A 14,423-nucleotide genomic window follows, 5' to 3' on the forward strand; every position below is an offset into this window, starting at 1 on the left:
CCGGTATGGGCTGGGTAACCGACTGGAGTGCGCAGGCTGCCTGCCGCACTACCGATCCGGATGAACTGTTCGTTCAAGGAGCAGCGCAGAACAGGGCCAAGGCGGTGTGCACCGGATGCCCGGTACGCACGGAGTGCCTGGCGGACGCGTTGGACAACCGCGTCGAGTTCGGCGTGTGGGGAGGAATGACGGAGCGAGAGCGCCGCGCACTGCTGCGCAGGCGACCGACCGTCACGTCGTGGCGCAGGCTGCTGGAGACCGCGCGCACGGAGTACGAGCGTGGCGCGGGCATTCTGCCGCTCGACGATGACGAGATGTACGAGAACTACGCGGCGGTGAGCTGAGGCGAGACCCCTTCCGGGTCACGTCGGTCGAGGGCGCCCTTGAGGTGTCGGCGCGTCGGGCAGGTGTGCCGGCTCTCGGGTGCCCCGAGGCGTGGATCGGTGGGGTGGATCGGCGGGCCGGTCGAACGGACGGGCCCGGCCGGACGTCAGTCCGGGCATCAGGCATCGGACGCCAGTCCGGGTATCAGGCGTCGTCGGAGCGTCAGGTCTCGTCGGAGGTGGGCAGTTCCGGCCTTATGGCCGCGAGCCGGTCCCCGATGTCCCGCAGACCTGAGAGGTCATGGACATCACCGGGCAGCGCGGCCACTTCGGCCACGGCCACCTCGGGATGCAGCGCGGTGAAGCGGTCACGCGTGCGTTGCTCACGGGAGAGCAGCCGCATCCGCTCGGCATGCAGCCTGAGCAGGCCTGCCGTGAGCTGTTCCACCGTCCGGTCCGGGGCAGGGGAGCCGTCCTGGGTACCGGCGGTGGTTGCGGATGGTTCTGGACTGTCCGGACTGCTTGGATTGTCTGAACTGCCGTACGTGTCGGGAGAGTTACGAACTGCTTTCCCGTCCACCTGATCCACAATGCGGGGCTCGTCAAGATTTTCCGCGGCGGCGAGCGCGCGCTCGGCGGACAGCTGGGCCGCGCCGCTGCCATGGACGCGGTTCAGCACCAGCCCGGCCAGCGGCATGTCCTCGGCCGCCAGCCGCTCCACGAAGTACGCCGCCTCACGCAGCGCGTCCCGCTCCGGCGCGGCCACCACCAGGAACGCCGTGCCGGGTGCCTGGAGCAGCTTGTACGTGGCGTCCGCGCGGGTACGGAAACCGCCGAACATGGAGTCCATGGCGGCCACGAACGTCTGGACGTCCTTGAGCAGTTGACCGCCTAGCAGCTTGCCCAGGGCGCCCGTCATCATCGACATGCCGACGTTCAGGAACTTCATGCCGGCCCGCCCGCCGACCTTCGCCGGAGCCAGCAGCACCCGGATCAGCTTGCCGTCGAGGAACGAGCCGAGCCGCTTCGGGGCGTCCAGGAAGTCCAGTGCCGAACGGGACGGCGGGGTGTCGACGACGATCAGATCCCACTCGTCCCGGGCCCTCAGCTGGCCCAGCTTCTCCATCGCCATGTACTCCTGGGTGCCGGCGAAGCCCGCGGAGAGCGACTGGTAGAAGGGATTGCCGAGGATCGCGGAGGCCCGGTCGGGGTCCGCGTGCGCCTCGACGATCTCGTCGAACGTGCGCTTCATGTCGAGCATCATGGCGTGCAGTTCGCCGTCGCCGTCGATGCCCTTCACCCGGCGCGGGGTGTTGTCCAGCGAGTCGATGCCCATGGACTGGGCGAGCCGCCGGGCCGGGTCGATGGTGAGCACGACCACCTTGCGGCCGCGCTCGGCGGCCCGCACCCCGAGCGCCGCCGCCGTGGTCGTCTTGCCCACGCCGCCGGCGCCGCAGCAGACCACGATGCGGGTGCCGGGGTCGTCGAGCAGCGGATCGACCGCGAGGAGCCTGGGTGCGCTGATCGCGCGGTGTCCGTCGTGGGAGGGGGCCGAATCACGCGTGGCGGCCGGGTCCGGAGTCATGAGATCCCTTGCTGACGCAGTTCCTTGGCCAGTTCGTACAGGCCCGCCAGATCCATTCCCTCGGCGAGCAGCGGCAGTTCGTGCAACGGCAGGTCCAGCTCGCCCAGGACGCCCCGCTGTTCGTGCTCCAGGGTGTACCGCTCGGCGTACTCCTCGGCCTGCGCGAGCAGCGGCTCCACCAGACGCTCCGCGGTGCCGCCGCGCCGCGCGCCGCCCAGACCCGCCGTGGACAGGGACTTGGCGACCGCTGTACGCGGCACCGCGCGCGCGTACTCCAGCTCGTCGGCGTCCAGGATCTCCGGCCGCACCATGTTGACGATGATCCGTCCCACCGGCAGCTTCGCCGCCCGCAGCTCGGCGATGCCGTCCGCCGTCTCCTGGACGGGCATCTCCTCCAGCAGCGTCACCAGATGCACAGCCGTCTCCGGCGACTTCAGGACCCGCATCACCGCCTGCGCCTGATTGTGTATCGGACCGATCTTCGCGAGCCCCGCCACCTCGTCGTTCACGTTCAGGAAGCGGGTGATGCGTCCGGTGGGCGGCGCGTCCATCACCACGTAGTCGTACGCGAACCGCCCGCTCTTCTCCTTGCGGCGCACCGCCTCGCAGGCCTTGCCGGTCAGCAGCACGTCCCGCAGCCCCGGCGCGATGGTGGTCGCGAAGTCGATGGCGCCGAGCTTCTTCAGGGCCCGGCCCGCGCTGCCGAGCTTGTAGAACATCTGGAGGTAGTCCAACAGGGCCAGTTCGGGGTCGATGGCCAGCGCGTACACCTCCCCGCCCCCGGGAGCCACCGCGATCTTCCGCTCCTCGTACGGCAGTGCCTCCGCCTCGAAGAGCTGTGCGATGCCCTGTCTGCCCTCGACCTCGACCAGGAGGGTGCGCTTCCCCTCGGTCGCGAGGGCGAGCGCGAGTGCGGCGGCGACCGTGGTCTTTCCGGTCCCGCCCTTGCCGCTGACGACCTGGAGCCTGCTCACGTATTCGAGCCTAACCAGTCGACGCCCGGCATACGCGGGAGGCTGTGGACAACTTGTGTTTCCCCTGCCTGTCGACCCCCGCCTGTCCAGGTCGTCCTGCCCGCCGGGACGGCCCCGGAACCCCCGCGCAACCGAGGGGGAACCCGAGCCGGACCTGGCCCCGGACCGAGCCCTGGACCGCGGCGGAACCCGCGGCGGACCGAGACGGAACCCGTGCGGGACGGCGGCGGGCGGGCAGCGGATAAAGTCGGCCACATGACCAAGTGGGAATACTCAACCGTGCCGCTGCTCGTCCACGCCACGAAGCAGATTCTGGACACCTGGGGCGAGGACGGCTGGGAGCTCGTCCAGGTCGTGCCCGGGCCGAACAACCCCGAGCAGCTGGTGGCCTACCTGAAGCGGCCCAAGCCGTGAGCGCCGTCGAGGCCAGGCTCGCGGAGCTCGGGCTGAGGCTGCCCGAGGTCGTCCCGCCGCTCGCCGCGTACCAGCCGGCCGTCCGCTCCGGCGTGTACGTGTACACCTCCGGACAGCTGCCCATGGTGGACGGCAAGCTGCCCGTCACCGGCAAGGTCGGCGCCGAGGTCACCCCCGAGGAGGCCAAGGAGCTGGCCCGCACCTGCGCGCTGAACGCCCTCGCGGCCGTCAAGTCCGTGGCGGGCGACCTGGACCGCGTCGCGCGCGTGGTGAAGGTCGTCGGCTTCGTCGCCTCGGCCTCCGACTTCACGGGCCAGCCCGCCGTGCTGAACGGCGCGAGCGAGCTCCTGGGTGCCGTCCTCGGCGACAAGGGTGTCCACGCGCGCAGCGCGGTCGGTGTGGCGGTCCTGCCGCTGGACGCTCCGGTCGAGGTGGAGATCCAGGTGGAGCTGACCACCGCGTAGGCCCGCCGAGATCGCGGAGGCTCACTCGAACATCCGCCCGTGACGAGTTAGCCTCCGCCCATGGCAAACGGGCAGTGGTACCCAGCCGAGTGGCCGGACCGCATCCGCGCACTCGCGGCCGGCACGCTGACACCGGTGACCCCCAGGCGGGCCGCCACCGTCATGCTGCTCAAGGACACGGCCGACACCCCGGTCGTGCACATGCTGCGCAGACGCGCCTCCATGGCCTTCGCCGGGGGCGCGTACGCGTATCCGGGCGGCGGCGTCGACCCGCGCGACGACGACCGGCACATCCGCTGGGCGGGCCCCACGCGCGCGTGGTGGGCGTCCCGGCTCGGTGTCGACGAGGACGACGCCCAGGCGATCGTCTGCGCGGCCGTACGGGAGACGTACGAGGAGGCGGGCGTCCTGCTCGCCGGGCCGAGCCCCGACACCGTGATCGGCGACACGACGGGCGACGACTGGGAGGCTGACCGCGCGGCGGTGGCCGCCCGGGAGCTGTCCTTCGCGGAGTTCCTGGAGCGCAGACAGCTGGTCCTGCGGTCCGACCTGCTGGGCGCCTGGGCCCGCTGGATCACCCCTGAGTTCGAGTCCCGCCGCTACGACACCTGGTTCTTCGTGGCCGCCCTCCCGCAGGGCCAGCGCACCCGCAACGCCTCCACGGAGGCCGACCGTACGGTGTGGATCCGCCCCGGGGACGCCGCGGACGGCTACGACAAGGGCGAACTGCTGATGATGCCGCCCACCATCGCGACCCTGCGCCGGCTCGCGGAGTACGACACGGCCGCCGCCGCGCTCGCCGCGGCCCCGGCCCGCGACCTGACCCCCGTCCTCGCCAGGGCCCGCCTGGAGAACGACGACGTGGTCCTCTCCTGGCCCGGCCACGAGGAGTTCACCAAGCGCATATCGGCCGGCGGGGGCACCCCGTGACGGCCGTCGCCGGGTGGCGGGGCGGAACCTTCGCGGGCCGACGGAGCGGCGAGACCACGCTCCCTCACGCGCCGGGCGCCCCGCGCTGCACTCCGTCGCGCGCTCCTCGCACCACCCCGTGCTCCCGCGCCCCGCATCACGACACTCCGCCCGTCCCGCTGGAAGGCACCCCCGCATGACCGACGCAGCAGCCCTCCCCGGCCAGCCCAGGGGCGGCGTCCTGTCGGGGCCCGCCACCGCGCGCGCGGTCAACGTGCTCGCGCCGAACGCGTCGATGATGACGCTGGACGGGACCAACACCTGGATCGTGTCCGAGCCCGGCTCCGACCTCGCGGTGGTGATCGACCCGGGCCCCCTGGACGACGTCCACCTGCGCAACGTCGTCGCCACGGCGGAGGAGGCCGGCAAGCGGGTCGCGCTGACCCTGCTCACCCACGGGCACCCGGACCACGCGGAGGGCGCCGCCCGCTTCGCCGAGCTGACCGGGACGAACGTACGGGCCCTCGACCCGGCGCTGCGGCTGGGCGACGAAGGGCTCGGCGCGGGCGACGTCGTCACGGTCGGCGGCCTGGAACTCAGGGTCGTCCCCACCCCCGGCCACACCGCCGACTCGCTGTGCTTCCATCTCCCGGCCGACCGCGCCGTCCTGACGGGCGACACCGTCCTGGGGCGCGGTACGACGGTCGTGGCCCACCCCGACGGGCGCCTCGGCGACTACCTCGACTCCCTCCGCCGCCTCAGGTCCCTCACGGTCGACGACGGGGTGCACACCGTCCTGCCCGGTCACGGCCCCGTCCTCGACGACGCCCAGGGAGTCGTCGAGTTCTACCTCGCCCACCGGGCCCACCGGCTCGCCCAGGTCGAGACGGCCGTCGAGAACGGCTACCGCACCCCCGACCAGGTCGTCGCCCATGTCTACGCGGACGTCGACCGCTCCCTGTGGCCCGCCGCGGAACTCTCGGTACGGGCACAGCTGGAGTACCTCACCGAACACGGCCTGATCTGACGACCCGCGCCACGCGCCCGGCCGAGGCCCTCTGAGGGCCCTCTCCGGGGCCACGGCACCGCAGAGGGCTCACGGGCCCCCACAAGGGCCCCCGAACCCCAGCAGCCCCCTCCAGAGGCGCCCAGAGGCATCCAGATGCATCCGGCAGGCATCCGCAGGCGCTCCCGCCTCCTGTGCTCCCGTCACCGATCCCCAGGACGGGGCGCCTTGGCGCCGTGCACGCGCGCGTACTCCTCGGCCAGCCAGGGGGCCAGGTCGTCGAGGTAGGAACGCAGAACGTCGACGCGAGCGCCCGGCTCGTACCCGGCCACCGCGGCGGCGCGCATCTGGGCGGCACGCTCGGGGTAGTACTCGCCGAACGCCGCCGCCATCTCGTGCAGATCGCTGGTCCAGCCGTTCCAGCGGGGCATGACCAGGGTGAACCCGGTGCGGACGAGACGTCGGGAACAGCCGCGCACAAGCGCCCGTACGGCGTCGTCACCGGAGGCCTCCGCGACCCGCTCGCGCCAGCGCGGCAGGAGCAGCCCGAGGTCGCCGTTGGTCTCGCGGGCGAGGAGGGAGGTCGGCCGATAGCGGGGCAGGTCCGCCGCCAGGTCCTCGCCCAGCAGGGGAGTGCACAGACAGGCCACGAACCAGCCCAGGTCGTACCGTTCCAGGTCGCTGAGCACCTGATCCCGGCCGGCCAGCAGCGTCCCGCCCCCGTCGATCTGCGGGAACTCCCGGTCCAGGGTCTCGTCCAGCGCCCGCGCCCCGGCCCGGTCCGTCCCCGTGGGCTCCTCCCGCAACACCACCAGCAGATCGAGGTCGCTCCGCCCCGGACGGGCCGTACCCCGGGGGATCGACCCGTACAGGTACGCACTGTGCAGCCGATCCCCGAACACGTTCAGAACCCGGTCCCGGGCCGCCGCGACCACCGGCCGGAAGTCGTCACCGACCCGCCCGACAGCCCCCTCCCGCTCGATGAACCCCTGCCCGTCCAGCCCTCGCGAACTCCCCGTTCCCGCCATGCGGTCAGTGTGCCGGGAGGGGCCCCATGCATGAGGACGGGAACGGCCGAGGGCGGAGGGGGGACACCGATGGGGCCCGCCCCGGACCGAGACGAACCCCATCGACGTACGACTGCGCATGGACGCCTACGTCCTACGTACGGACGACTGCGTGCGTCTGCGCGTGCCTACGAACCACCCGCGTCAGCGCGACCGCTTCGCCAGCCGCTCCACGTCCAGCAGGATCACCGCGCGGGCCTCCAGGCGCAGCCACCCCCGCTGCGCGAAGTCCGCCAGCGCCTTGTTCACGGTCTCCCGTGACGCACCCACCAACTGGGCCAGCTCTTCCTGCGTGAGGTCGTGCACCACATGGATGCCCTCCTCCGACTGCACACCGAACCGCCGCGAGAGGTCCAGCAGCGCGCGGGCGACCCGTCCGGGCACGTCCGAGAAGACGAGGTCGGACATCTGGTCGTTGGTCTTGCGCAGCCGCCGTGCGACGGCGCGCAGCAGCGCCGCCGCCACCTCGGGCCGTGCGTTCAGCCACGGCTGGAGGTCGCCGTGGCCGAGGCCGAGCAGCTTGACCTCGGTCAGTGCGGTGGCGGTCGCCGTCCGCGGGCCCGGGTCGAAGAGCGACAGCTCGCCGATCAGCTCGCCGGGGCCGAGCACGGCCAGCATGTTCTCGCGGCCGTCGGGCGACGCGCGGTGCAGCTTGACCTTGCCCTCGGTGACCACATAGAGGCGGTCACCGGGGTCGCCCTCGTGGAAGAGAGCGTCACCGCGCGCGAGGGTCACCTCACTCATGGAGGCGCGGAGCTCCGCGGCCTGCTCGTCATCGAGCGCCGCGAAGAGCGGGGCGCGCCGCAGAACGTCGTCCACGAGTTCTCTCCTTGTCGACCTGCTCAGGGGATCTTGCTCCCCGTACTACCAGGGGACCGTGTTCCCCATCTTGCCGGACGGTCCAAACAGTGTGATCTGTCACAAGGATGCCGCACACATGTCCCGGGGTAAGCGTCAGGGGTCCAATTGGGGGCCGATCTTCAGGGCCCGGGGCGGATGTCAGTGCCGGGCTCTAGGCTGGCCGGGTGTCCAAATCGCCGGTGAGAGCACAGGCCGAGGGGGCTGGGCACGTGGTGGTACGGCGTGATTCCGCTGTGGGCGAACAGCGCCTCACGGGAGCGAACAAAACGGCAAAGGCGACGAAGGTGTCCGATCCATCAGCGGCGGAGAACCCCGCCCAGAAGACCACGGCCCCGGCGAAGAAGGCCGCGTCGGCGAGAAGGGCTGCCGTCCCCCGGAAGGCGGCGGCGAAGAAGCCGGCCTCCGCGCGAAAGGCGCCCGCGGCGGACGCGACCCCCGCCGCTCCCGCGACCGCGAATCGGTCCGCCAAGTCCGCAGGATCCGCCAAGCCCGAGTCCCACACCGCCCTGGTCCGCCGGGCCCGCCGTATCAACCGCGAACTCGCCGAGGTGTACCCGTACGCCCACCCGGAGCTGGACTTCGAGAACTCGTTCCAGCTGATCGTCGCGACCGTCCTGTCCGCGCAGACGACCGACCTGAGGGTCAACCAGACGACACCGGCGCTCTTCGCGAAGTACCCGACCCCCGAGGACCTGGCCGCGGCCGAACCCGAGGTGGTCGAGGAGATCCTGCGGCCCTGCGGGTTCTTCCGGGCCAAGACGAAGTCGGTGATAGGGCTGTCGAAGGCCCTGGTGGAGAACCACGGCGGCGAGGTCCCCGGCCGTCTGGAAGACCTCGTCAAGCTGCCCGGAGTCGGCCGCAAGACCGCCTTCGTCGTGCTGGGCAACGCCTTCGGCCGCCCCGGAATCACCGTGGACACCCACTTCCAGCGGCTCGTACGACGCTGGAAGTGGACCGAGGCGACCGACCCGGACAAGATCGAGGCCGCCATCGGCGCGCTCTTCCCGAAGAGCGAGTGGACGATGCTGTCGCACCATGTGATCTTCCACGGCCGCCGTATCTGCCACGCCAGGAAACCGGCCTGCGGCGCCTGCCCCATCGCCCCGCTCTGCCCGGCGTTCGGCGAGGGCGAGACCGACCCGGAGAAGGCCCGGAAGCTGCTGAAGTACGAGAAGGGCGGCTTCCCCGGCCAGCGCCTCAAGCCGCCGCAGTCCTACCTGGACGCGGGCGGCATCCCGGCCCCGCCCCTGGGAGCCGCCGGATGACGGCCCGCCCGGAGCGACCCGGCACGTACGCCACCGCGCGCGCCCACTCCCGCGCGCACCCGCCCCACTCCGGCCGCCGCCACCCACACGAGGGACGCGGGGCCCGGGCGGAACGATCAGCGGTCCCTCGGGCGTTGGGACCGGAAGAACGACGGGGGTGGCTATGACACGCGCGAGCCGGACGGACGGCGGCCCGGACACCGGGCACGGGCACCACGGGGGGCGGCACCACGAGGTGCGGCGGCACGCCTGGGACGGACGGGTCGGTCTGGACAAGTCGGGCCTGCCGGGCTGGCTGGACCCGGTGGTGCACGCCGCCGAGACGGTCGAGCCGCTGCAGCTGAGCCGCTTCCTGCCGCCGGAGAACGGCTCGGGACGGCAGTCGGCGGTCCTGATCCTCTTCGGCGACGGCACGGACGGGCCCGAGCTGCTGCTCATGGAGCGCGCCGGCTCGCTCCGGTCGCACGCGGGCCAGCCGTCGTTCCCCGGCGGCGCCCTCGACCCGGAGGACGGCGACCCGGGCGCCGACGGCCCGCTGCGCGCCGCCCTGCGCGAGGCCGAGGAGGAGACCGGCCTCGACCCCGCCGGAGTCCAGCTCTTCGGCGTGCTGCCCAAGCTGTACATCCCGGTCAGCGGCTTCGTCGTCACCCCCGTCCTGGGCTGGTGGCACCGCCCGACACCGGTCCGGGTCGTCGATCCGAACGAGACCGCCCGCGTCTTCACCGTCCCCGTGGCGGATCTCACGGATCCGGCCAACAGAGCCACCGCCATTCACCCCCGCGGCTACGCAGGCCCGGCATTTCTGGTCGAATCAGCCCTTGTGTGGGGCTTCACGGCCGGAGTGATCGACCGTCTGCTGCACTACGCGGGCTGGGAGCGCCCCTGGGACCGGGAGAAGCAGGTCCCGCTCGACTGGCGCTCATGACAGGGTGTCTGCCGTGCTGCGTCTTTTGGGGCTTGTCGTGTCCTCCCGTCGCCGCGCGGCGGACCGGACCCCCGGCCGGCCTGTAGTGATCGCGAAGTGACGAGGCGAGGCTTGAAGCGGTGAACGTGCTGGACATCCTGTTGCTGGTAGCCGCCGTCTGGTTCGCGATCGTGGGCTACCGACAGGGCTTCGTCGTCGGCATCCTCTCGGTGATCGGCTTCCTCGGCGGCGGTCTCGTCGCGGTCTACGCCCTGCCCGTCATCTGGGACTGGATGACCGACAACTCCGAGGTCAGCACGGCCGCCGCGGTCGTCGCGGTGGTCATCGTGATCGTCTGCGCCTCGATCGGCCAGGCCCTGACCACCCACCTCGGCAACAAACTGCGCCGGTACATCACCTGGTCCCCGGCCCGCGCCCTGGACGCCACCGGCGGCGCCCTCGTCAACGTCGTCGCCATGCTCCTGGTCGCCTGGCTGATCGGTTCCGCACTCGCCGGGACGACCCTGCCGACGCTCGGCAAGGAGGTCCGCAACTCCAAGGTGCTGCAGGGCGTGGCGGGAGCCCTGCCCACCCAGGCCGACACCTGGTTCGCGGACTTCTCCTCGGTCCTCACACAGAACGGCTTCCCACAGGTCTTCAGCCCGTTCTCCAACGAGCCGATCACCGAGGTCCAGCCCCCCGACCCGGCGCTCGCGAGCAGCCCGGTGGCCCAGCGCGCCAAGCGTTCCATCGTCAAGGTCATGGGCACCGCCCAGAGTTGCGGCAAGGTCCTCGAAGGCACCGGCTTCGTCTTCGGCGAGCGCCGGGTCATGACCAACGCCCACGTGGTCGGCGGCGTCGACGAGCCCACCGTCCAGATCGGCGGCGAGGGCCGCAAGTACGACGCCAAGGTCGTCCTCTACGACTGGGAGCGCGACATCGCCGTCCTGGACGTACCGGGCCTGAAGGCACCCGTGCTGAAGTTCACCACCGAGGATGCGGCCAGCAGCGACGACGCCATCGTCGCCGGCTTCCCGGAGAACGGCGCGTACGACATCCGCCCCGCGCGCGTGCGTGGTCGCATCACGGCCAACGGCGCCGACATCTACAAGCGCGGCACCGTCCACCGCGACGTCTACTCGCTCTACGCGACCGTCCGCCAGGGCAACTCCGGCGGCCCGCTGCTCACACCCGAGGGCAAGGTCTACGGCGTGGTCTTCGCCAAGTCCCTCGACGACCCGGACACGGGGTACGCCCTCACCGCGGACGAGGTCGAGGAGGACATCGCCAAGGGCCGTACGGCCAACCAGCAGGTGGACAGCGACAGCTGCGCCCTCTGAGGCCGGGCGGGCCGGTGCGGTGGAGATCCCGTGCGCGTCGCCCCGTACGGGTCAGGGGCGAGGATGGCGCAGCCGGGCCGAGACCCAGCGGGCACGGCGGCGCAGGATGCGCGGAATGCCCAGCCGGGGATCCGTCCCCTGCAGCTGCGGGGCGCCCCTCTGGTGGGAGCTCAGGCCCGCGGCCGAGCGGCGGTTGCGTGCTGCGTCACTGTAGTCGTGCGTCCAGCCCATACCCCGACGTGTGCCCCCGCCCCAAGGTCGATAACCGCCCCCACGCCCCCCAATTGGCCTATGCGCCGGGCAAGTGGCTGTTCGGGGAACAGGTGTTCACGTCCGGATAGCGGGCGGCCCGGCCGGACTCACCGGTCGGGCTCGGGGTCCTTCAGCCAGTTGATGAGTTCGGCGGAGAACGCCACCGGGTCCTCCTCGTGCGGGAAGTGTCCCAGACCGTCGAACAGCCGCCAACGGTACGGCGCTTCGACGTACTCCCCGGACCCCGCCGCGCTGCGGGTGCGCATCACCGGGTCGAGCGAACCGTGCAGGTGGAGGGTGGGCACCCGGACCGGCCGCTTCATCCGGCGGTTGAACTGGATGCCGTCCGGGCGGGCCATCGACCGCACCATCCACCGGTACGGCTCGATCGAGCAGTGGGCCGTCGACGGGATGCACATGGCCCGCCGGTAGGCCTCCACGGCCTCGTCGTCGGGCAGCCGCGGCCCCGACCAGTCCCGCAGGAGCCGCCCGACGAGGGCGCCGTCGTCGGCGGTGAGCTGCCGCTCGGGGATCCAGGGCCGCTGGAACCCCCAGATGTAGGAGCCCGCCGAGGTCTGCTTGACGTCGGAGAGCATCGCCGAGCGCCAGCGCCGCGGGTGCGGCATCGAGGAGACCGCGAGCCGCCGTACGAGCTTCGGGCGCATCACGGCCGCCGTCCACGCCAGATAGCCGCCCAGGTCGTGGCCGACCAGCGCGGCATCGGGCTCGCCGAGGGACCGTACGACCCCGGTGATGTCGAGGGCGAGGTTCGCGGGGTCGTACCCCCGGGGCGTGCGGTCGCTGCCGCCCACCCCGCGCAGGTCCATCGCCACGGCCCGGAACCCCGCGTCGGCGAGGGCGACCAGTTGGTGCCGCCAGGTCCACCAGAACTGCGGGAAGCCGTGCAGCAGCAGCACCAGCGGCCCGTCGCCCGCCTCGGCGATGTGGAAGCGCGCGCCGTTGGCGGCCACGTCCCGGTGGATCAGCTCCTTGGCGCCGGGCACGTCGAGCCGTACGGGAGACGCGGGCTGATTCGAGGGGGCGGCCGGGGTGGTCGCGGGGTCGGTCATGACGTCGAGCGTGCCACAGCCTCGACGGCGTCGTCGGCCGGGGCGGGCCGACGGGGGTGCGGCTTGGCGTTCTGCAGCACGCCCGCCGTCTCCTTCATCGACGCGGCGACCTTCTGCGGACCCTGCCCCTTCTTGGCCTTCTTGGAGAAGACCACGCCGATGAGGGTCAGCACGAGGGCGACCACCACGTTCGCCGCGAACGACAGCAGGAAGCAGATCGCCAGGTTCCACTCGCTCCAGGTGCGGATGCCGTACGCCAGGGCGAAGCTCAGCATGGGCAGGGAGAAGATCAGCACCGCGCCGGCCGCGGTGAACGCCCCGCCGCCGATCACGCCTCGCTTGACGTCCTGCCTCAGCTGGGCCTTGGCCAGCGCGATCTCGTCGTGCACCAGCGCGGACATCTCGGCCGTCGCCGAGGCGAACAACTGGCCGACGCTGCGTTCGGCTCCGACCGGGCTGCCGTCGGGTGCGCTCATCGGGGTCTCCCTCATATGCGTTTGTACGGTCCTGTCTGCGGTCCTGTCAGATCATGCCGGACCGTCGTCGCCGTCGCCTGCCCCGCCCGCCACTTCGGCAAGCCTGCGATGCTCGGCGGCCTTACGTTCATGGATCGCGGCCATGCGCAGGTGGTACGCCGGGTCGTCCTGTTCGTAGACGTCGGGGACGCCGTCGAGGTCGTCGTCGCGCTCCTCGGCGGCCCACAGCGCCTGGTACTTGGCGTTCCGCAGCTTCAACAGGACGGTCGCCAGGACCGCCGCGACGAGCGACCCGGTGAGGACGGCCGCCTTGACGCCGTCGGTGAGCACCGGGTCGTCCTCGAAGGCGAGTTCGCCGATGAGCAGCGACACGGTGAAGCCGATGCCGGCCAGCGAGGCGACCGCGAAGACGTCCGGCCAGGCCAGTTCCTCGGAGAGCGTGGCCCGGGTGAAACGGGCGGTCAGCCAGGTCCCGCCGAAGATGCCGACCGCCTTGCCGACGACCAGCCCGAGCACCACCCCGAGCGTCTCGGGCTGGGTGAACACTTTCTCCAGCGCACCGCCCGACACCGCGACGCCCGCGCTGAACAGGGCGAACAACGGCACGGCGAGACCGGCCGACAGGGGGCGCACAAGGTGCTCGATGTGCTCGCCGGGAGAGCGCTCCTCGCCTTCGCGCCGGGTGCAGCGCAGCATGAGCCCCATCGCGACACCCGCGATGGTGGCGTGCACGCCGCTGTTGTACATCAGCGCCCACACGACGAGCGCGAGCGGAACGTACACGAACCACCCGCGCACGCCCTTCCTCAGCAGCAGCCAGAAGACGGCGAGACCGGCGAACGCGCCGCCGAGCGCGGCGAAGTTCAGATCGTCGGTGAAGAACACCGCGATGATCAGGATCGCGCACAGGTCGTCGACGACGGCGAGGGTGAGCAGAAAGGCCCGCAGCGCGTTCGGCAGGGAGGTGCCGATGACGGCGAGCACGGCCAGCGCGAAGGCGATGTCGGTCGCCGTGGGCACCGCCCAGCCGGCCAGGGAGCCGCCGCCGGTGAGGTTGGTGAGCGTGTACACGAGCGCCGGTACGGCCATGCCGCACAGGGCCGCGACCACGGGCAGCGCGGCCGTCCTGGGGTCCTTCAGATCACCGGCGACCAGTTCGCGTTTGAGCTCGATTCCGGCGACGAAGAAGAAGACCGCGAGCAGTCCGTCGGCCGCCCAGTGCGCCACGGACAGGTTCAGCCCCAGCGCCTCGGGGCCGAAGTGGAAGTCGCTGACGCTCTCGTAGCTGTCGTGCAGCGCGGGGACGTTGACCCAGACCAGCGCGGTGACGGCGGCCAGGAGCAGCAGACAGCCGCCGACGGTCTCCGTGCGCAGCGCGTCCGCCACGAAGGTCCGCTCGGGCAGTGAGAGCCGGCCGAGGACCTTGCGGGTGGGGGTGGTGCGGGACGCGGCCACGGTGGGGACCTCCGGTCGGTGGGCAGCACGGATCGCTCGCCGACCAGACTTCCCGGCA

The 14,423-nt window shown here is 71.7% G+C and carries 16 protein-coding genes; 8 read left to right on the plus strand and 8 right to left on the minus strand.

What is annotated here, in order from left to right; genetic code table 11:
* The first annotated feature begins 5 nt into the window (after positions 1-5).
* Complete coding sequence (wblA, locus tag J8M51_RS35960) at positions 6-344, plus strand: transcriptional regulator WblA (RefSeq protein WP_033524587.1); 339 nt, start codon at positions 6-8, stop codon at positions 342-344.
* Positions 345-546: 202 nt separating this feature from the next.
* Here wblA and J8M51_RS35965 read toward each other — a convergent pair whose 3' ends face one another.
* Positions 547-1,908 carry an ArsA family ATPase gene (locus tag J8M51_RS35965; protein WP_086758741.1) on the minus strand — a complete coding sequence of 454 codons (1,362 nt, stop codon included), beginning with the start codon at positions 1,906-1,908 and terminating at the stop codon, positions 547-549.
* On the minus strand, positions 1,905-2,882 hold the full coding sequence (locus J8M51_RS35970; RefSeq protein ID WP_086758739.1) for an ArsA family ATPase: 978 nt from the start codon (positions 2,880-2,882) through the stop codon (positions 1,905-1,907). The genes J8M51_RS35965 and J8M51_RS35970 overlap by 4 nt, the downstream gene beginning before the upstream one ends.
* Positions 2,883-3,137: 255 nt before the next feature.
* Between J8M51_RS35970 and J8M51_RS35975 the strand changes: the two genes are divergently transcribed.
* The 4 genes from J8M51_RS35975 to J8M51_RS35990 all read left to right on the plus strand — a co-directional run bounded on the left by J8M51_RS35975 (position 3,138) and on the right by J8M51_RS35990 (position 5,696).
* Positions 3,138-3,296: a DUF4177 domain-containing protein gene (locus J8M51_RS35975; RefSeq protein ID WP_005476015.1), complete on the plus strand. Its 159-nt coding sequence runs from the start codon at positions 3,138-3,140 to the stop codon at positions 3,294-3,296.
* The gene (locus J8M51_RS35980) at positions 3,293-3,760 is read left to right on the plus strand and encodes a RidA family protein (protein WP_086758737.1); all 468 of its coding nucleotides are present in this window, start codon (positions 3,293-3,295) and stop codon (positions 3,758-3,760) included. The genes J8M51_RS35975 and J8M51_RS35980 overlap by 4 nt, the downstream gene beginning before the upstream one ends.
* Positions 3,761-3,820: 60 nt before the next feature.
* Positions 3,821-4,690, plus strand: coding sequence for an NUDIX hydrolase (locus J8M51_RS35985; protein ID WP_086758735.1), 870 nt, complete (start codon positions 3,821-3,823; stop codon positions 4,688-4,690).
* Between the two features lie 175 nt (positions 4,691-4,865).
* Positions 4,866-5,696 (plus strand): MBL fold metallo-hydrolase, encoded by an 831-nt coding sequence (locus tag J8M51_RS35990; RefSeq protein WP_086758733.1) that lies wholly within the window; start codon positions 4,866-4,868, stop codon positions 5,694-5,696.
* Between the two features lie 182 nt (positions 5,697-5,878).
* Here J8M51_RS35990 and J8M51_RS35995 read toward each other — a convergent pair whose 3' ends face one another.
* Positions 5,879-6,703 (minus strand): nucleotidyltransferase domain-containing protein, encoded by an 825-nt coding sequence (locus J8M51_RS35995; protein WP_179203240.1) that lies wholly within the window; start codon positions 6,701-6,703, stop codon positions 5,879-5,881.
* Positions 6,704-6,886: 183 nt separating this feature from the next.
* The gene (locus J8M51_RS36000; protein ID WP_005476003.1) at positions 6,887-7,561 is read right to left on the minus strand and encodes a Crp/Fnr family transcriptional regulator; all 675 of its coding nucleotides are present in this window, start codon (positions 7,559-7,561) and stop codon (positions 6,887-6,889) included.
* A 251-nt stretch (positions 7,562-7,812) separates the two neighbouring features.
* Between J8M51_RS36000 and nth the strand changes: the two genes are divergently transcribed.
* The 3 genes from nth to J8M51_RS36015 all read left to right on the plus strand — a co-directional run bounded on the left by nth (position 7,813) and on the right by J8M51_RS36015 (position 11,112).
* Positions 7,813-8,868 carry an endonuclease III gene (gene nth / locus J8M51_RS36005; RefSeq protein ID WP_107473773.1) on the plus strand — a complete coding sequence of 352 codons (1,056 nt, stop codon included), beginning with the start codon at positions 7,813-7,815 and terminating at the stop codon, positions 8,866-8,868.
* 163 nt (positions 8,869-9,031) lie between these two features.
* Positions 9,032-9,793 carry an NUDIX hydrolase gene (locus J8M51_RS36010; RefSeq protein WP_216869066.1) on the plus strand — a complete coding sequence of 254 codons (762 nt, stop codon included), beginning with the start codon at positions 9,032-9,034 and terminating at the stop codon, positions 9,791-9,793.
* A gap of 119 nt (positions 9,794-9,912) precedes the next feature.
* On the plus strand, positions 9,913-11,112 hold the full coding sequence (locus J8M51_RS36015; RefSeq protein WP_267299777.1) for a MarP family serine protease: 1,200 nt from the start codon (positions 9,913-9,915) through the stop codon (positions 11,110-11,112).
* 51 nt (positions 11,113-11,163) lie between these two features.
* Here the strand turns inward: J8M51_RS36015 and J8M51_RS36020 are convergent, their stop codons facing one another.
* From J8M51_RS36020 to nhaA, 4 genes are all read right to left on the minus strand, one after another.
* On the minus strand, positions 11,164-11,343 hold the full coding sequence (locus tag J8M51_RS36020; protein ID WP_236067498.1) for a hypothetical protein: 180 nt from the start codon (positions 11,341-11,343) through the stop codon (positions 11,164-11,166).
* Between the two features lie 128 nt (positions 11,344-11,471).
* Positions 11,472-12,434 carry an alpha/beta fold hydrolase gene (locus J8M51_RS36025; protein WP_086752045.1) on the minus strand — a complete coding sequence of 321 codons (963 nt, stop codon included), beginning with the start codon at positions 12,432-12,434 and terminating at the stop codon, positions 11,472-11,474.
* A complete protein-coding gene (locus tag J8M51_RS36030) occupies positions 12,431-12,910 on the minus strand; it encodes a phage holin family protein (protein ID WP_086752047.1) in 480 nt (159 codons plus the stop codon). The genes J8M51_RS36025 and J8M51_RS36030 overlap by 4 nt, the downstream gene beginning before the upstream one ends.
* Positions 12,911-12,961: 51 nt before the next feature.
* Positions 12,962-14,365, minus strand: coding sequence for a Na+/H+ antiporter NhaA (gene nhaA, locus J8M51_RS36035; protein WP_086752049.1), 1,404 nt, complete (start codon positions 14,363-14,365; stop codon positions 12,962-12,964).
* Positions 14,366-14,423: the final 58 nt, after the last annotated feature.

The organism is Streptomyces griseiscabiei, from assembly GCF_020010925.1.
GTDB lineage: Bacteria > Actinomycetota > Actinomycetes > Streptomycetales > Streptomycetaceae > Streptomyces > Streptomyces griseiscabiei.